This is a genomic window from Leifsonia sp. 10L418 (assembly GCF_056395445.1).
Genome location: NZ_JBFTJN010000004.1, coordinates 176860 through 195368, shown reverse-complemented (window position 1 = coordinate 195368; position 18509 = coordinate 176860). Strand labels below are relative to the sequence as shown.

The window sequence follows — 18509 nt, the reverse complement described above, 5'->3', positions numbered from 1 at the left end:
GGTGGTTAGGTGGTGGCCGCAATTTGCGCGGGCGCAGATAATTACACTCGCCGATCCTGAACACGACGTACCGGACACGGTCGTCGATGCTGAGCTTGCGACGCTGGCACCGACTCACTCTGCAGTTGACTTGGCATGTCGTTTATCCACGTGATTCAGGATCGCGAAAGCGCATCTACGATTCGAACTCTCAACCGCTCAATTTCCTTTGGCCGCACTTCAGTGGATTCCCTCGCCTTCGCGAGCAGTGCTGACTTGAATTCGTCAGCATTTCGGTAGACCTCAAGCGACGCATGAATCGCTCTAAGGGCGACCTTTCCGTCTACGAGTTCTGGCCATCGTTCGGACCATTGCGCCCGCAACTCGTTGCGGAACCGCTCGGCAGCTTCATCATACGAAGCAGCTTGTTTAGTGAGGGACTCAGCTTCAAAAGAAAGGGCCTGCCGTGCTCTATTGGACTTGCCCGGCTTCCCCTGCATTTTCGCTGGCGGATGCTGACCGCGGACGTCTTCAAGAGCCAACGCTTCGACGACATCTTCGATCAACGGCAGAATGCTTGTACCTATCGATTGAGCTATCTCTTCTTCGGTAACTGTCTTCACATTTTGAACCGTTGCCATGACAAGTTCAGAGTCAAGAAGCACGTTCTCCAACTCACGAAGGCCCCAAACGAAGAGAGAAGGGTGCGCCTCCTCCATGTCCTGCACGGCCTCTTTCGTCATGAAATCCCGATCGCGGATAGCGATCCACGGAATGTGCTCGGGGGCCTTCTCGAGAGTGGCGCAAGCCGCAACAACTTGACTGCTTCCTCCTGCAATCATGATGTGCGATCTCCCCATCTCGATTGGAAACAATGCTGTGAGCGCATGCGCATCATCATCTCCCTCTACGACGATCAGCAAGTCATTCTGCACAAGGTCTGAAATTTCAATTCCCAATGAGCGCATCAGTTCGAGTCGATCTGCATCCCGGGAGACTAACTCGATCTGATTTGTCTCGGAATCAACCGGTGGTAGGACCTCGAGCAGGTTGTCTGGGCGTGCGGTCGCAATCAAATTGGGAGAGTGGGTTACTACGAAGATTTGCGCACGATCGGCGAGTCCACGCGTTGAATCGAATAGCGCTGCCTGCAAACTTGGATGGAGATGTTTCTCTGGCTCATCCAGGAAAAGAATTCCGCCGGCCGCAGAAAGTCTCCGCACAAAATACATAAGCGCGAGCATCTCACGTTCGCCACTCGAGAGCGCTGTCAGCCCGTGCGTTGGGCCCGACGGCAATTCAATCTCGATGGAACTACCACCTTTTTCAACATCGTATCGAGGTTGAAGGATACGTTTGCCGGTCGCTGCGTAGAATGCGTCTGCCACCAGGCTGAAGTCATCCGAGATCTCAAGACCCTGGCGTTCCGCCAAATATCTTTGATAGTCGAGAGTCACCAGGTAGCTACCAACATCCGGCAGCCACATCCCATTCTTATGTTCAATCTGCTGATCAAACATCTGATTTCGTTCCTCTGCGAGACGTTTGCGATCGAACATCCCCAGATCCACCACTTGGGATGCACCTGAATTGAACTGGCGCTGGGCGGCGAGAAAATCGATCGTCGCGAAAGGGTTCAGTCTCTGAAATTGAACGTTGCGAAGGATGCGGATTACGTTGTCGTTTGAGACTTCACGTACAGAGTCCGAAAGCCGGTTGATTACTACGCCGAATGAAAAGCTCGGCTGCGGTGTCGGCGGATAGGAGTACTCCCGCAGGTGCCATTCGGCGACAATCTCGAACTCTTCGTCAGTGAGTGAAATATCAAAGTCGATTGCAGCTTCGTCTCCCCAAGGCCCGACGCGATCGGCGACTAGCGTCCTTCCGGACCAGAGACTCGCCAATGCCTCCAGCACGAGCGTTTTCCCAGTGCCATTCCTTCCGCTAAGGAAGACGCTGGGCGCATTCGACAAACCCGACATCGAAGCCAGGGCGATTCCCTTGTAATTCCGAATGCTAAATGACTCAATTCGCATCGTGGTCCAATCCAAAGTTGTGAGCGGAGTGCTCCTTGCGAATGCCAGGAAGGTCGAGAGCATCAGCGATGACCGTACCAAATGTGAGTTTCATGTGTTTCAGCCCCGCTCCTCGCTATACCGCGGCGCCATCGACTCCATCTGCTCCATCACGAGCTTGATGGCCTCGGGCTGGCGGTCCGGCGGATAACCGAACTTCACGAGCAGCCGTTTGATCGACGACCGCAGCTTTGCACGCACATCGTCCCGTACAGTCCAGTCGGTGCGCACATCCCGCCGCATTACGGCCACCAACTCGCGCGCGATCTCAGCGAGCACACCTTCACCTTGCACTTCAACTGCAGACTCGTTCTGCGCCACAGCGTCGTAGAACGCCAGCTCGTCGTGGTTCAGCGGCGGTGCGAAGGCGGCCCCGCGGTTTGCCTCCGCCGCGACCTCGCGGGCCAGCTCCACCAGCTCGGCGATCACCTCGGCGCTGGTGAGCTGCTGGTTCGTGTACCTATTCATCAGCTCATTGATGCGCTCCGAGAACGCCCGCTGCCGCACCAGGTTGTTGCGCGTCGTGCGCGCCGACTCCTCGGTCAACAACTTGCGCAACGCCTCAATTGCCAGCTGAGGGTTGCGCGCCTTCTGGGTCTTCGCGATGAACTCCGGGCTCAGGTCGTCAAGCGAGGGCTTCGGCATCCCGGCCGCCTCATAGATATCAAGCACGTCACCCGATGCGGTAGCGGATGCGATCAGCTCGCCGAGCAGACGCTGAACGTCTTCGGGCACCGGCTCCCCCTTGGCCTGCCGGTCGGCCGCGTCGTACTTGGCCATCCAGACCCGCACCTCTTCATACAGCTGGATCTCCGGCCGGCGTGCCTCCAATGCCTGAACCCCGGCGCTCGAACTCAGCGCCCAGGCCCGCGAAAGCTGGCTTGAGTAGCGACGGTAAGCCGCGGCGAGCGTCTCCTCGCCGTCCTCCACCTGGTTTCCTGGGGTGTTGGCCGAGCGCAGGTAGTTGACCGCGCCAGTCACCGCGTAGAGGTAGCATTTCGGGCCGCCCTTGGCGAGTTCGGCCCGCCAGTCATTGCCGGCGAGCAGCCCTCGCAACGTGTCGACGAGCGTTACCGTGAGCGCGATCGCGTCATCAATCTCACGACCCATCGGCTTCTCGCGCTGGTCAGTCTTCGAGTACTCGCTCAGCGCCTTGGCCAGGTTGTCGGCCAGCGGCGCATACGCCACGAGCAGCCCATCCTCCTTGCCCCGGAACGTGCGGTTCACCCGCGCCAGGGTCTGCATCAGCAGCGCACCCTTCAGCGGTCGGTCGAGATACAGGGTGTGCAGCGGCGGCGAGTCGAAGCCCGTGAGCATCATGTCTTTCACGATCACCAGCTGCAGCTCATCGTCGACGTTCTTCAATCGCTCCTTGATCGCGGCATTCGCCGAATCGCGGCGCACATGGTCGACCACCGGCGGCACATCCGACGCCGAACCCGAGTAGACGACCTTGATCACACCTTTGTCGAGCTCGTCGGAGTGCCACTCCGGCCGCAGTGCCACGATCGCCGAATACAGGTTCGCGCAGATCTCCCGCGTCGCGCCCACGATCATCGCCTTGCCTGGCGCCTCGATGAACTTGATCATCTGGCCGCTGCGGGTTTCCCAGTGCGCAACAAGATCTTCGGCGAGCGCCGCGATCCGCTCCGGTGCGCCGTAGACCGCGTTGACCACGGCGACGGATGCCTCGATCCGGGCCCGCTCGGTGTCGTCGAGCCCCACGGTGGCTTCGTCCGCCGCCTCGTCCAGGGTGTCTTCCGTGACATCCGTCGCCAGAGCCACCTTGATCAGGCGGGGTTCGAAGAACACCGGCACCGTGGCCCCGTCGTCGACGGCGCGGGAGAGGTCGTAGATGTCGATGTAGTCGCCGAAGACATCGCGGGTGTTGCGGTCGTCGAACGAGATGGGCGTGCCGGTAAACGCAATCAAGGTGGCATACGGCAGTGCGTCACGCAGATGCCGGGCGTAGCCGTCGAGGTCGTCGTAATGGCTGCGGTGCGCCTCGTCAACGACCACGATGATGTTGCGTCGGGAAGAGAGCAACGGATGCTCCGCGCCGGCCTGCTTCTCGGCCACACTGCGACCGAACTTCTGCAGCGTGGTGAAGTAGATGCCGCCGGTTGTGCGGTTGCTCAGCTCGTCGCGCAGCTCGCTGCGTCGCCGAATCTGCTGCGGCTTCTCCGGCAGCAGCAGGCTCGCTGCAAACGACGCATAAAGCTGTCCGTCAAGCTCGTTGCGGTCGGTGATCACCACGACCGTGGGGTTTTTCAGCTTGGGGTTGCGCGCCACCAGGTTGGTGTAGAGCTCCATCTCCATCGACTTGCCGGAGCCCTGGGTGTGCCAGACCACACCGGCCTTGCCGTTGCTCGCCACCGCCTGCACCGTGCTGCCGACAGCCTTGGTCACGGCGAAGTACTGGTGCGGCTTGGCGATGCGCTTGACCAGGCCGTCTGAGCCTTCGTCGAACGCGACGAACGAACGCAGCAACTGCAGAAAGCGTTCCGGGTTGTAGAGGCCGAGCAGAGCATCATCGAGCGGGTAGATGAAGTCGTCGCCCTCAGCGCGGGGCTGTTCCAGTGGTAGGCCATCGTCGTCGACGTTCCACGGCGAGAAGTGGTTGAGTGGCGTGAACGGGGTGCCGTATCCGGCCGAGAGGCCGTCGCTCGCCAGCGTGAACACGCAGAATCGGAACGCCATCGGGAACTCCCGCAGATACGTTTGCAGCTGTGCGTGGGCAGCAGCGACATCCGCCGACTGACTTCCGGCCTTCTTCAGCTCGACGATGCTCACCGGCATGCCGTTGCAGTAGAGCACCAGATCGAAACGGCGGTGATTGTCGCCCTGCCGAATGGTGACCTGGTTCACGGCCAGCCAGTCGTTCTCCGACGGCTCGGCGCTGACCAGGCGGATGCTCGCATTCACCTCGTTGCCGTCGTCACCGATGTAACTGAGGCGAAAACCGTCGACCAGAAAGTCGTGAATGCGGTGGTTCTCGGTGATCGCATCCTGAGACGTGGGCGAGGCGATCTCGGCGAGCGCCTGCTGCAGGTACTCCCCCGGAACCGTGGGGTTCAGCCGTCGCAGCGCGTCAAGGAGTCGGGGGCGAACGAGCAGCTCATCCCAACTGTCGCGTTGGCCACTGCCGGGCGCGATCTGCTCGCCCCGCATCGGCCGCCAGCCGAGGGGTTCGGCCAGCTGGTCAAGGGCTACCTGCTCCCATTGAGCCTCGCTGAAACCAGTCATTGCGTACTCCCCCTCTGCCTCCCGATCGCGGAGGATGCTTACTTGCATCGTATGGGCGATCAGCAACCGGTCTGCGCACGACGCCAGTAACCCGGGTTATCAGCGCACAGATGCGCCGGAGTTCTGTCTTCCACGACTCGGCTTGAAGCATTCGCGAACCGCCAGTCCGACTCGCGCGTGATCCGCTTGGGCAACGATGGTGAGTTCGAACCGCGTCTGAAATGCTTGACCAATTGCGTTCATGCTCCCCCAGTTGTCCGACAGGTTCACATACGGCAGTTGCTGAGTGCGGGTTTTCACGGCTCGACGGCCACAAGCAGCGCCAGGAAATTGCTCCAGCGTGAATTGTGCTGTATGCATGGGGCTATGCAAGATGATGGCGACCTTGGTAAAGCTCTGGAGAGCGAAGCGACGACGGACAGGGCGAACATCGCACTGTTCGGTGCAACCGGAGCAGGTAAATCGACGTTGCTTAACGCAATCTTCGGAGCACCGATAGCTGAGACGGGCATCGGAGAACCTGTTACGACCACCACCGAGCTGTTCGTCAACGACACTGGCACGCTCGCAATCTACGACGGTGCCGGTGTCGAGATTGGCGAGAAGTCTCCCTTCCGCGACATCACCCGACGCATCTTCCGGAACCGAAAGGGCGAGACTGACGCCGCCATTCACGTCGCGTGGTACTGCGTGAATAGCCAGACTGGCCGACTTGAGAAGGGTCAAAGGCGGATCATCGAGGAAGTGGCGGCGCTTGGCATTCCTGTCGTTCTCGTACTGACGAAAGTGAGCGCCCGCGACGGAGTCGTCGATCCGGCAGCGGTCGCCCTCGCAGACGCGATCGAGGCGATGAAACTTCCAATCGTTACCGGCCGACCGATCGCAACCGCGGCGGTGGACGATGCGTTCAATGGGGTCAGTCAGTATGGGCTCGAAACCCTTCTGGAAGCCACCTATCGTGTCGTTCCTGAGGCGCAAAAAATCGCACTCGCAGCGGCGCAGAAGATAGACCTTTCGATCAAGGCCCGCTACGCGCGTTCTTGGATCGCGGGTGCCGTTGCTTTCGCCGGCGGTGTCGGAGCCACGCCCATCCCGCTCGCGGACGTGGCGCTGCTTATCCCGGCGCAAGCCGCAATGATGGCCAAGATTGCATCGGTCTATGGCATCCCAAAAGACAAGGCAGCCAAGCTGGTTAGCGTAGGGACAGTCACCGCAGCGGCCGGCGGAAAGCTTGCAGCTGGAAGCTTAATCAAGCTTGTGCCTGGCGTCGGTTCGGTGATCTCGGCGGGTGTCGCCGCAACGATAACTGGCGTACTCGGTGAGAGCTGGCGTGTCACGACTGAGCGAGTGTTCACAGGCAAGCTCGATTTGAACGATGCAGATCAGTTGGCGGATCTGGCGAACTCGTTCACTAAGAATGTGATGAACGGCAAGACCGCACAGGACACGCAAGACGTCCACTCTGCTCAGCCAGTCGCATAGAAAGTACCGGCTGGAGGTGCTGAGCGTGCGGGCAAACTACCGAACGGATCAACCGGCATAACGCACCTCCAGCCGATTACGCACTATTTGCAACACGGCAGAGTGCGACGCTACCGTTCTGCGAACCTACCCGGTGCCGCACGGTGGTCGAAGGTGTCATGCTCGTCGCCCGACTACTTCGCCTGCAGGTTGCACGTTCGCGTCGTTTGAGATTCCGTAGGGCACATGAACGCTTGCCGCGTACTCCGACGCCGACGTGAGGTGCCCCTGCTGATCGTCAAAGAAGAGGTGCGGCTTCATCACCTTCAACACCCGTGCCTTGTCGATCCCGCCGAGAAAGAAGGCGTCATCCACCGTGACGCCCCACGACATCAGCGTGAACACCGCGCGCTCGTGGGCCGGCGCATTTCGCGCGGTGACGATCGAGATTCGCAGCCGGGGTTCGTAGTGCTTGTCGACGGCCACGCGCGCACGTTCAAGCCGTTGAATCATGTTCAGATCGACGAGCAGCTCCTTCAACGGGCCAGGCCCGACCGCTTCGCCGCGATGCTCCACCTCATGCGCTTGAAAGGCGGCGAGCCCGCCCGAACTTTGAAAGACCTTCTCGGATTCATCGTCACCCAGCACGCCATCGAAGTCGAAGGCGACACGCAGCATGCCACCGTCGGCCACATCGTTATTCATGGCCGACGGCAGCACCTGTCCGGCCGGAAGCCCCGCCGCCACTGCAGCGCGCACGTCTTGCTCACTGGCCGACAGAAAGAGCGACATGTCGAAAGCAGAAATGTACTCGTGCGGCGACTGCCCGCGCGTGAACACCGCGCGCGTCATCGGGAGCCCATGCGCGGCAACCGAACGCATGACACGGATGCCGGTGGTCGGGTCGTTCTTCGAGAGAACGATCACCTCGACCAGCGGATCCTCCGGGCGCAAATCGTTCAGCGCGAGCAGACGCTGAACGAAGGGGAACGCCACACCGGGCTCGAGACGATCGTCGATGTGCTCGTCTTGGTAGTGCCGATACAGCTCCTCCCCCTCTTCCCCAAAGAAGGCATCTGATTCGGTCAGGTCGAAGAGCGCGCTCGACGCCACCCCGATCACGAGGCGGTTGTCGAGCGCGTAAGCCATCGGTTACGCCGCCGCTTCGACGAGCTTCTCAGCGTCGCGCACGCGGAGCTTGCCCGACATCAGTTGCGGCAGGAGGGTATCGCGGGTTGCGGCGAGGGTGCGGTTCTCGGCAAGTGCCGCGCGAGCAACCTCGTGCAGGCTCCCTGCCCTAGCATCAAACTCATGTATAGCCGATTCCACTGCCAAGCGAACTCTTAGTTTTCGGAAGTTTCCACGACTTAGCTCCAAGAAAGTCGCGCCATTCGCGAGAGATATGAATTCGTCCACCCGGGATCTCATCTCGTGGAACAGCCACCATTTATGCGAGGGATTGATGGGCTGAACGACGATGAATCCTTGGTTCACTGCGGTCGGCTCCTCCGCGATCGCGAACGCGCCGATGGTGGCACGCGACGTCATGAGAATTGCACCTTGCGAAAACAAGGCAGACGAACATGCGCTTAGGCCCAGCTCGGTAATTTGTCGGCCCGTCTGATGAAGATACGGGCCTTGCAGTCCCGTAATGTCGGTGGGCGTCGCCCAATTCACGCCACCACCCCAATACTCGGTGACCTTCGTGCTTGGCGTGCCACCACCGTTCACGGCAGCGAGATCATCAAACGTCAGATCAGACCACTCGGCGTGGCGGAGCGCGTCGTCGAAGAGAGCCGATGCCAATTCGTCGGACACCCCGGCAAGTTTGGTGTTGGCTGCGATCTTGTCGTCGAGCGCGCCCAGGACAGCAGCAATTGCTCGTTGCTCGCTCAGGTCCTGATGAATCTCAAGCTTCAGCTTGTTGAAATCGCCCTTCTTGAAATGGGGAATCATCGTGCCGACGTGGAGGCCAACGATCTTTTCTCGAACAGCCTTTGACTTGAGTACGTAGTAGAGATAGCGCGGGTCGACGACCTCAGGAGCAGCACGCAACGCAAGCATGTCCTGTGCGATGCAGAATGAAACGGGATCGGGCACCATCGCCACACGTCCGGGGCTCCCCTTGCAAACGAAAAGCAGATCGCCAGGCTCGGGGTGTCCACGAAACCATGAGTCTCGAGTCTCGTCACTTACGTAGCGAACATTCTCAAAAACTGGAAACAGGTGATCGTCTTTTACACAATTGGTTGCGATAAGGGGGAACCCGGATTCAGCCGTAGGACAACTTCGCCCACGGTTGTCAACGATGTGGCTGAGGACCTCGATAAGTGTGCGTTCAATCATTCCGCTCACAGCACACGCCCCAACTGCTCGCGCACAACCACCGCAAGCCTCTCCGATTCCTCAAACTGCGCAAACACCTCCGCGCTCAACCGTGCGATTTTCTCCTCGATCAGCTCGCCGTCGTCCTCGATTTCAGCGGAACCGACATAGCGGCCGGGGGTGAGTGCGTAGTCCGCGGCCTTGATCTCGGCGAGGGTTGCGGAATAGGCGAAGCCGGGTTCGTCGGCGTAGGTGGTGTTGACCGGCTTGGTCTCGACGAGCTCGACCAACGGGATTTGGGTCTCGACAGGCTCGACCAACGGCGTTGTTCCACGCCAGGCGTGATAGGTGCCGGCGATCTTGGCGATGTCCTCGTCGCTGAGCGCTCGCTCGGCCCGGTCGACCATGTGGCCAAGGTTGCGGGCGTCGATGAAGAGCACTTGGCCGGTGCGATCGATGCTGCCGTGCTCGCCGACAGTTTTGTCATTGGCGAAGAACCAGGTGCAGACCGGGATCCCGGTGCTGCGGAACAGCTGCGTCGGCAGCGCAACCATGCAGGAGACAAGGTCGGCCTCGACGATCTGGGCGCGAATCTCGCCCTCGCCACCGGAGTTTGACGACATCGATCCGTTCGCCATCACGACGCCGGCGGTGCCACCGGGGGCGAGTTTGGAGATGATGTGTTGGATCCAGGCGTAGTTAGCGTTGCCGGCCGGGGGCACGCCGTACTTCCAGCGGGGGTCGCTTTCGTTGCGAGCCCAATCCTTGATATTGAACGGCGGGTTGGCCATCACGAAGTCGGCTTGCAAGTCGGGGTGCTGGTCGCGGGCGAAGGTGTCGCCCCAGCGGCTGGCCAGGTTGCCGTTCAGACCGTGGATGGCGAGGTTCATCTTGGCCATCCGCCAGGTGCGCTCGTTGAGCTCCTGCCCGTATACCGAGATGTTGGAGCCCTCTTGGTTGTGCGCTTCGAGAAACTTCTCGGCCTGCACGAACATGCCGCCCGAGCCACATGCGGGGTCGTAGACGCGGCCGTGCGTGGGCTCAAGCACCTCGACGAGCACCCTCACCACCCCGGCGGGCGTGTAGAACTCGCCACCTCTTTTGCCCTCGGCGTGCGCAAACTTCTCGAGGAAGTACTCGTACACCTCGCCCAGAATGTCGCGCGCCTTCGTGGCCCCATGCCCGGTGAAGCGGGCGGAGTTCAGCAGATCGAGCAGCTCGCCGAGCCGGCGCTGGTCGATGTTGTCGCGGTTGTAGATACGCGGCAGCGAGCCGGCGAGAGTGGGGTTGTCTGTAGCGATCAGGTCCATCGCCTCGTCGATCAGCAGTCCGATCGACCTCGGCGCTTCCGTTCCCACGGCTGGCAGCCCCTTCGCGTTCTCGGCGAGGTAGCGCCACCGAGCCCGGGCACCCACCCAGAACACGCCGCGACCGGTGTACTCGTCGACATCGTCAATGAGCTGGCCGATCTGGTCGTCGTTCAACCCGTCGGCAGTCAGCTCCGCACGGATCTGCTCGCGTCGCTCGTCGAACGCATCGGAGACGTACTTGAGAAAGACGAGGCCGAGGATCACGTCTTTGTACTGTGAGGCATCCATTGAGCCGCGCAGTTTGTCGGCGGCCTTCCAGAGCGTGTCTTTCAGCTCTTTCATGGTGGAGGGGGCCGAGGCGACCTTGGTCTTGGGAGGCACTAGAAGTGTCCTTTCTGAGCTGCATTCACAGTGGGGTGTCTGTCGTGACGGTGATTTCGCCGGCAGCGGCACCGTCGATGAGAAGAGAAGTGAGTTCATCGAGTCGGGCGAGGCGCGCGCAGACGCGTTCGCGCTCGGTTCGAAGTGCGTCGAGCGCAGACGGAAGCGCGCCCTGCTGCAGTGCCGAGACCTGTCGCAGCGACCATCGCCGCCAAGCCCGGTGTGCGGCGGGTAGTACGTCGATGTCCGCGGCAACAACCTCGCTGAGAAGACCGATCGGGTCACGTGAGTTGATGCGCAGGATGCGTGCGGGGAATTCCACGACGGAGGTGCCCTCGGCGTCGACGAACGCGCGTGGTCGGGGTGCGGTGCAGAAGATCACGTCGCCGGGTTCGGTCACCCGGCCGGCCGGGTAGCCGGCGGCAAAGCGGAGTCGGTCAATGCGACGTTGTCCGAGCGATGTCACGCCAACTACCTCGTCGGGACCGATGACACGAATACTGCTGGCTTCGGCGAGGCCCTCGAGGACGTCAGCCGGATCGAGCCGATTGCCCGCCACATAACGCAGGTGCCCGGCCGCAATGAGCTGCTCGACGGTCGCCGGTGTGGTGTGAGCGGAGATTTCAGTGCTTGCCAGCGGTTCGATCGCGATCTGCAGGCCGAGCGACGCGGCATCCGTCGCCAACAGACCATGAGCATCCGTCGCGGCTGCGCCATTGGCCGGGCCGGGCGCGTTCAGCTCAGCGAGCAGCTGCTCACCCCGAACGGCGAGAGCAGCCCCGCGCGCGGCGGGCGGTGTCGAGCGATTCACTCGTAATGAATAGGTCATTGGAGTGGCCCCGCGCGCACCGGCCACCAGGGAATCCCGGCTGGCCAGCACAGCGCGGGTGAGAACGAGCCGCGCGAAGCGGAAGGAGTGTGCACGAACCGTGGCTTGGTCGCCGAGCGAAGCGACCAGGTCGCTCACCAGGTCGTCGATGGCCGCCGGTTCGATGTCGACAGCGGTGAGATCGGCAACCAGTGTCCAGCGGTCGGCCAGCTCGATCTGTGCGTGGGCGGCGCCGAGCACCCAGAGCGCCAGGGCTTGCTGTGGCTTGTGAATGAGGAGTCCGTGCGGAAGCCGCACGATTGCCCGTACCCGCCCCGACCGCAGAATCGCGGAGCGCAGCTCGTCGACCTCGCGAGGCACACCCGCGTCAGCAAACACGGCGGCCGGCGCGAGCATGACGGCCAGCTGTCTGTCATCCATCTGCAGCACCGTGTGATCGATCGCCGTCAGCATCTCGACCGCGGTCATCTCGGCCCGGTGGGCCGGCGGGAAATGGGCGATGTGCACGAGGTTTCCGCTGACGCTGAACGACCCGTCGTTCTGGATTGCCAGGCTTTCCCGGGTAATGCGGTGCACCAGGAGGCGACGACGCAGCAGGCGGGCCGCATCGCTGTCGTCGTCTGCGGTGATCACCGACAGATCGTGTGCGTCGGACTCGGTGCGGGCGATGGCCAGGAGCACATCGCCGGCGCTTCCGGTCGCGTCGACGAATACCGGGCCGCCGTGTGACTGGGTAGCGGCCAACGCGTTTGCGGCGTCGGCCATCAGCTGGAGGGCCGGGCCGGTGAGCGCGGTGTCAGCGAGGTCGCGCTGTGCGAGCTTGAACCGGTCGGCCATCAGCTTCTCGAACGCGGCCGGCTCGTTGTACGCGGCTTCAACCAAGGTATCGACGTATCGGGCGAGGGAGGGAAGGGTGTCGGGGCTGATTGCTTCGATCTCACGATAGAACGAATCATCGTCAGGATCGTGCTCGTCGGCGGCATCGAGCAGGTCGTCGCGGGACAGAGCGCCGCGGGACAGAGCTTCGCGCGTCAGGGCGCCGAGTGGAGCGCCGATGGCGCTGCGAAGAGTGAGCAGGGCGCTGACGGGGTAGAAGGTCGCCCCCTCTGCGTGCGCGGCGCGTTCGAGGCTGGCGTGCGCCGCGGCATCCGCAGATGCATCGGGATTGTTGCCGCGCTTGGTCTCGGTCAGCCAGGTGCCCACCTGCTGGGCGTCGAAAAGCTCCTGCCCACGCTGCTGAGTGATCGGGCTGGGGAAGGGCGAGTCGCTGTGCGCCGAGCGGCTGCGCCACATCGAAACGACGGGTCGCTGCACGCGGGCGAGACTCGCAATGTCGGACATCGTCATCAGCAGGGCTGGCTCTGTCGTCGTCATTGCCCTGCCCCCCTCGCTTGTCGTATGTGATCAGGCTAGATCACAATCTCGATTCGCGCTCGTCTATCTTGATAACCCCCATTATCACTAGATCTGTCGCGCCGTGCGCCTGGGCACTCTAGCTTGACGTTGTGCCCATTCACCCGAGGACTGGGCATCGGCAGGCGGCAGCGAACTCACCGGGGGAACTGAGCGTTTCCGTCTGCCCCGCATCTTCTCTATCTATTCTCCAGCAACGCGACAAGGAAGTTCGTCACCATGACACACGAAGAGAATTCTGCCCCACTTGACGATTCGATCACTGTTCAGACGACGTTGACGGATGTCGCGCCGGAGGTGGGAACGAATATTGCGCCACCCATCGCGCCACCCATCGGGTCACCGGCCTTCAGCCGGCGGGAACTCAGTATTGGCGGGATATGTGCCTGTGCCGGACTTTTCGTGGGCGTTCTCGGCTCTGTGCTTGTCGCATCCATTGCTGGCGGCGTCGGCGCGCTGACGGCGTCCAGCCCCATCGCGGCAGCTGCAACGAGCTGCGCGGTCGAGGATAACCCGTGGATCACCGTCGGAGACGAAGGCCGAAGCGTCTCGATGCAAACCGCGGGCGATGAATCCGACGGTGCCGATCTCGTTGACGTCGTCTGCGTTCTGAACGAGCTTGACGTGCCGGACAGCGTGATCAGTCGTCTCGACAGCACGCGCGCCCTCGACGGACGGCAGTCCGCCACCTGGAACGAGCTCTCTGCCTCGTGGGGTTATCACCCCGACAGCGGGCTCGACATCGTGATCGAAACCGCACAGAAGTAGCCGGCGGATTCTCGCCGTCTCGATTTAGCTATTCGCTCTGCACCAATTGCATCTCCTTCGCATCATCCAATTGAAAAGGAAGTCACCACAATGACCGAAATCACCCAGCACCCCGCGCCCCCGACCGTTCCGAACGAACAACAGGAACAGGCGATCCCGCCATTCCAGTCGAATCCGCCGGCCAAGCCGCACCAGCTGCCCGACCCGAGCGGTGCATCCATTTCGCCGAAGTCCTTTGTGCTCACCTGGATCTTCGCTTGGATGCTCGGCGGCCTCGGCGTTGACCGCTTCTACCTGGGCAAGGTGGGCACGGGCATCCTGAAGCTCGTCACTTTCGGTGGACTCGGCATCTGGGTGCTCATCGACCTGATCCTGGTGCTGACCGGCAACCAGCGCGACAAGCAGGGCCGCGCGCTGGCCGGCTACGACGCGAGCAAGAAGATCGCCTGGATCGTGACCGGCGCGGTGATCGTGCTGTCGATCATCATTGGCAGCGTCTCCGGCGCCAATGCTGGCTCACAGGTCGCGGCGGTTGCCCCGATCTCAAACGAAACGGATGTCGAGGCGCCCGCCGCCGTCGAAGAGGCCCTCGCTGAAGAGAAGCCCGCCGAAGAAAAATCTGCCGAGAAGCCTGCCGAAACCGATGCGACGAAGGCACAGGCCTGGGCCGACAAGACCTTCGGCACGTTCGCCCCAGTGACGCAGACTGGAACCGGTGACAACCTCGTCAACCTCCCCGCCGGCGCGAAAGCGGGAATCGTCACCGCGACGCACGACGGCGGGGCCAACTTCTCGATCAGCGTGCTCAACGCCACGAACGAGTCGACCGGCGAACTGCTGGTGAACACCATCGGCGCCTACGCCGGCAGTACCGTCTACGGGTTCAACTCCTTCAGCGACGGCGTGACACTGCAGATCACCGCCGACGGAAACTGGAGCTTGAACATCAGCCCGATCTCCGCCGCCCCCGCTCTGGCGGCATCGGGTGCCGGTGACGGCGTGTTCCTGCGCACCGGACCGGCCGGCAAGCTCACTGCTACGCACGATGGCGGCGGCAACTTCGTCGTGCAGGAGGAGACCGGCAAGGCGTTCAGTATGGGTCTGCTCGTCAATGAAATCGGCGCCTACTCGGGTACTGTGCCGCTCTCCGCCGGACCGTCGGTGGTCCACGTGGGCGCTGACGGCAACTGGACGCTGCTCGCTGAGTAGGGCCCAGGCGCATCACGGATAACAAGAGTGCGCAGAGAGCCGCTCCTGGGCAGTCTCAGGAGCTGTTCTCTGTGCACAACCGAGCCTCCCGAATAGGGGACGCAACGAGGCCGAACGCCAGTTCTCAACCTCCATACACTGGAGGCACCCAATTCGTGGGACGCACCTGACACCAGTACTCGGGCTACCGGTCGTCGGGAGATACCAACCAGACTGGTCCCGACGAGTGCGATCCAGGGGGGGGCGAACCAACTCAGTGAATACAGACGAATGGAATAGCAGGCTATTTGTCGAGCTTGTTCAACAGGTTGGAACACCCGGGGATCCGCTGTTCCTCTACGTTGATGAAGACGTTCTCGCCAAATGCACTGACGGACAGCTCGGTCCAACCGAGGCAGTTGAAGACTTCTGCAATGCATTTAATACGGCATCCTCCGCGGCTCGGTTCGCTAGCGCCGCACGCAGTGCCCGGCGGTGGGAACTCGGTGGTTTCGAGGGCCCTCCGCCGCATATGGACACACTAGCTATGACAGTCCTTGCCGCCACCACGCGCCCCCCGCTGGGCTTTGAGGGCAATATTTACGCCCGGCAACGGGAATTGCTTGGTATTCGCGATCTCGACGGCGGCGCACCGGCAGGTTACGCGGACTACGTTCCAGGCCTCTGGAATGCCTGGAATAGGTGGCTCCAAGGACCGGGAGCGAACTACGGCCTCACAACAGCGTCACCAGCACATTTCAGGTTTCAAGGTTTCGCGCGCAGTCAATCGTTCATTCGGCCGCGGGACAAAGAAGACATTTATGAGTATTTCGCACAGGAGCCCTACTCATCGTCAAGCATTCCATCTCCTTCCGATCTACTTGAGGGCTTGCAAGGTTGGCTCAAGCGACGCCCCTCAAGAAACCCGCGGCTACTTATCCGCGCTTGTGACGACGACTATCGCGATGAGTTCCACGCGTTCCTGCCCACGTCGCTTGCCTTCTGGCAGGGTGAAAAGGAACTCGCGCAACAGCGCCACGACCTCAGCGGACGGCTCCTCTGGAATCCAGAGACCGATCATTTGGAGATAGTCGTAAACATCCGCGAGGTGAGGGGATTGGCCGGCGAAGAAGTTCAGCTGCTCGATGCCGAGCCGTACACCGTTACCTCGGACGACAGCTATCTGTACCTTTATGACGAGGTGACGGATGAGTCAGTGTGGTTCGATGAAGCGATCGTTGCGTGGCCGCTCCACGAGAGGCTCACTGTCTCGTGGGTACCGCGAAGTTCATACATTTTCTATCAACTTCCATTCTTCGGATGGGTTGAAACGCGCAATCTTGAGCCAGGGCTCCCATACCGGATCCTGACCGAGACAGACGGCCTGCCCGAATTCGAGAGGCTGGGCGTAGGCAGTCACGCAGCGACCGCAAACGTACCTGGTTGGCAGTGGCTTGCCGACTCCAATCTTCATTCTCTATCGCTCGAAGCCTTGGAGGAACTCGAAGAACTTCTGCACTTGGACACCTCATCGTCAAGACGTCCGCGCACGACGGCTCTGTCGGATGGACTACCTCTAGGCTCGGGCAACCGTTACCTGGAGGGGGGAGAACCAGACATACGCATCGGTGTCGATAGTTCGTTCGAGCGCGCCCTCATCGATGGCCGAGACCGGCTGGGTGAGCTTCTCCCCGAAGTCACAGACCAGCAAGACCGTCGTCTTCGACTTGCGGACCTCGTTTTGAACCCGGGACACCACACAGCGACAATCCTCACGTCCGCCGGGGAATCCAATCACAACTTCACCGTCGTCCCACCGGAACGATCCATCGGCCATTGGCACCGCAGCGAGTCATACCAACGACTCGCTTTGAGCGCCGCAGATCGGGGCCAGATCGGTTTCGCCAGCTACAACATTCCGACCTGGACCTCGGCTTCACTGGTCCTTCGTCCGGGATCGTCGGCCTTTGCGATTGCTTCAAATGGTGAAGCATTTGTGGTCAGCACGAACAGCGTCGCGCCGGAGTGGCTTCAGCTGACAGGATTCGGCAATGAGGGAGAGATCGAAACTTTCCTAGAAACCTCCGAAATCTTTTTGCCTGACGCTTCTCAGCCCTACGACCTGATCTACCGACGAAGCACCAAGTCCAAATGGGTTGTGCGGTCGCATCCGTCGAGAAAGCCGGGGGATCGCTTCACGGCAACGAAAACGACACCAGCGCAGGCTCTGTCGCCAGCGTTGGTCGAGTTCTTGATGGCCGATCCAAAATCGATTGACACTGACAATGAAGCGGGGCTGTCGAATCTGCGCCAGTCAATACTGAACGCGCGTGCAGCAAGAGGTTCTACTCCTTCTCCGCTAAGGCCTTTGCCAGTTACGACCCATCGCGAGCCACAACCGCAGCGGTTTGATCTATCCCCCGGTCCTTCAACGGCTGCCAACCCTTTTAACGATTTCCTCGACTGGATGTCAGAGCAGGATGCTGGATACTGCTCCCTCGCCAAAGCAAAGTCAGTCTTTGGTTGGCTATGGTCGCGCTCCTACCCTTCAACCAACGAGCCTGAATTCACTTTCGATGTGCTTCGTCGCCTGCAGGACCTCGGCCACGTGCACGTCGACAAGGCAGGCCGAAGGCTTTGGATCGCCCCAACAGTACTTGGGACCCTTCCCAATGCCCGCTCGCTCAGGGTTCTAGCCGGGAGCCGGGCAATCGAATTCGTCGCCAAATTACGATCTGGAGATGACGACACGGCGGGTGCTGCGACATCCAACTTGCTTCAGAATATGACCTTCCACGAACTTCATCAGACGGACCTCACGGGCATCCCTATCGGCCCCGATATTGTGTACGTGCAACTCGCGTCCGGATCAGAACTCGAGGACCATCAGTCTGCTGCGTTCGAGGCTCTGGGTGTTGCGATCGAGACCAATCTCTCTGTCCGAGTGATCTCAAGCCTTCCCCGACTTAGCGATCGGATTGACGGTCGTGTTCTCGCGGAGATCCCTTTGAAGTCACGATTGCATACCTGGCAAGAAAGGCAAGGAACGACATCACGGGGGCGTTGGTGTGAGATTTCGCGCCTTCCCGAAGAGGATGGACACTTCCTGAAGGTAAACACGGGACACTCGACGCGCTACGCATGGTGGGATTCCGAACGTGGCACTCTTTCGCCGATTGACTGGGCTTACGGCAGGTGGGCATTTGAAGCATCTCGATCTCGTCGCCAACTCATTTTCCATAAGGCGGCGAGTCGCCAGTTACTCGTCGCGGCTCATGTCCCATTGCCTGCGGAGGTTTCAATGGCCTTGGTCGCGCGCACTGGGACATTGCCTCGCAAAGCAAGGATCCGAGAACTTACTAAGGCCCCGTCTTTGGCTCTAGGCGACTACAACGTGTTCGAAAACATCTCAATTCCATTCGCCGCCGCGATAGCGGACGTCCTCGGACAACGCAGAGGGCCGCTGATGGAGACCAACGTGGAGCTTTCCTTTGAATGAGTCAAACCGCGTTCCCTCAGTTCTCGGGGTTCGAG

10 protein-coding genes are annotated in these 18509 nt (G+C 61.0%); 4 read left to right on the top strand and 6 right to left on the bottom strand.

Annotation, left to right across the window (positions count from 1 at the left end; translation table 11 throughout):
* Positions 1-155: 155 nt before the first annotated feature.
* Together AC1DCF_RS11130 and AC1DCF_RS11125 are read right to left on the bottom strand one after the other, a co-directional pair.
* Positions 156-2078, bottom strand: coding sequence for an ATP-dependent nuclease (locus AC1DCF_RS11130; RefSeq protein ID WP_477211075.1), 1923 nt, complete (start codon positions 2076-2078; stop codon positions 156-158).
* A 36-nt stretch (positions 2079-2114) separates the two neighbouring features.
* Positions 2115-5300, bottom strand: coding sequence for a type I restriction endonuclease subunit R (locus AC1DCF_RS11125; RefSeq protein WP_477211074.1), 3186 nt, complete (start codon positions 5298-5300; stop codon positions 2115-2117).
* Positions 5301-5666: 366 nt separating this feature from the next.
* Here AC1DCF_RS11125 and AC1DCF_RS11120 point away from each other — a divergent pair, with 366 nt between their 5' ends.
* A complete protein-coding gene (locus tag AC1DCF_RS11120) occupies positions 5667-6782 on the top strand; it encodes a GTPase family protein (RefSeq protein ID WP_477211073.1) in 1116 nt (371 codons plus the stop codon).
* 156 nt (positions 6783-6938) lie between these two features.
* Here AC1DCF_RS11120 and AC1DCF_RS11115 read toward each other — a convergent pair whose 3' ends face one another.
* From AC1DCF_RS11115 to AC1DCF_RS11100, 4 genes are read right to left on the bottom strand one after another with little or no spacing between them, the layout of a single operon-like run.
* Positions 6939-7910: a 5'-nucleotidase gene (locus AC1DCF_RS11115; RefSeq protein WP_477211072.1), complete on the bottom strand. Its 972-nt coding sequence runs from the start codon at positions 7908-7910 to the stop codon at positions 6939-6941.
* Between the two features lie 3 nt (positions 7911-7913).
* Entirely contained in the window at positions 7914-9107 is a 1194-nt protein-coding gene (locus tag AC1DCF_RS11110) for a restriction endonuclease subunit S (RefSeq protein ID WP_477211159.1), read from the bottom strand.
* A gap of 5 nt (positions 9108-9112) precedes the next feature.
* Positions 9113-10777: a class I SAM-dependent DNA methyltransferase gene (locus tag AC1DCF_RS11105; protein ID WP_477211071.1), complete on the bottom strand. Its 1665-nt coding sequence runs from the start codon at positions 10775-10777 to the stop codon at positions 9113-9115.
* 25 nt (positions 10778-10802) lie between these two features.
* The gene (locus AC1DCF_RS11100) at positions 10803-12980 is read right to left on the bottom strand and encodes a hypothetical protein (protein ID WP_477211070.1); all 2178 of its coding nucleotides are present in this window, start codon (positions 12978-12980) and stop codon (positions 10803-10805) included.
* Positions 12981-13238: 258 nt separating this feature from the next.
* Between AC1DCF_RS11100 and AC1DCF_RS11095 the strand changes: the two genes are divergently transcribed.
* The 3 genes from AC1DCF_RS11095 to AC1DCF_RS11085 all read left to right on the top strand — a co-directional run bounded on the left by AC1DCF_RS11095 (position 13239) and on the right by AC1DCF_RS11085 (position 18474).
* Positions 13239-13787: a hypothetical protein gene (locus tag AC1DCF_RS11095; RefSeq protein WP_477211069.1), complete on the top strand. Its 549-nt coding sequence runs from the start codon at positions 13239-13241 to the stop codon at positions 13785-13787.
* 90 nt (positions 13788-13877) lie between these two features.
* Positions 13878-14996, top strand: a complete 1119-nt coding sequence (locus tag AC1DCF_RS11090; RefSeq protein ID WP_477211068.1) for a TM2 domain-containing protein — start codon at positions 13878-13880, stop codon at positions 14994-14996.
* Between the two features lie 526 nt (positions 14997-15522).
* Positions 15523-18474, top strand: coding sequence for a hypothetical protein (locus tag AC1DCF_RS11085; protein WP_477211067.1), 2952 nt, complete (start codon positions 15523-15525; stop codon positions 18472-18474).
* The last annotated feature ends 35 nt before the right edge of the window (positions 18475-18509 follow it).

Bases quoted from the DNA above. Each gene is read 5' to 3' on its own strand.
- AC1DCF_RS11130 (WP_477211075.1), bottom strand. From the start codon at position 2,078: ATGCTCTCGACCTTCCTGGCATTCGCAAGGAGCACTCCGCTCACAACT.
- AC1DCF_RS11125 (WP_477211074.1), bottom strand. From the start codon at position 5,300: ATGACTGGTTTCAGCGAGGCTCAATGGGAGCAGGTAGCCCTTGACCAG.
- AC1DCF_RS11120 (WP_477211073.1), top strand. From the start codon at position 5,667: ATGCAAGATGATGGCGACCTTGGTAAAGCTCTGGAGAGCGAAGCGACG.
- AC1DCF_RS11115 (WP_477211072.1), bottom strand. From the start codon at position 7,910: ATGGCTTACGCGCTCGACAACCGCCTCGTGATCGGGGTGGCGTCGAGC.
- AC1DCF_RS11110 (WP_477211159.1), bottom strand. From the start codon at position 9,107: ATGATTGAACGCACACTTATCGAGGTCCTCAGCCACATCGTTGACAAC.
- AC1DCF_RS11100 (WP_477211070.1), bottom strand. From the start codon at position 12,980: ATGACGACGACAGAGCCAGCCCTGCTGATGACGATGTCCGACATTGCG.
- AC1DCF_RS11095 (WP_477211069.1), top strand. From the start codon at position 13,239: ATGACACACGAAGAGAATTCTGCCCCACTTGACGATTCGATCACTGTT.
- AC1DCF_RS11090 (WP_477211068.1), top strand. From the start codon at position 13,878: ATGACCGAAATCACCCAGCACCCCGCGCCCCCGACCGTTCCGAACGAA.
- AC1DCF_RS11085 (WP_477211067.1), top strand. From the start codon at position 15,523: ATGACAGTCCTTGCCGCCACCACGCGCCCCCCGCTGGGCTTTGAGGGC.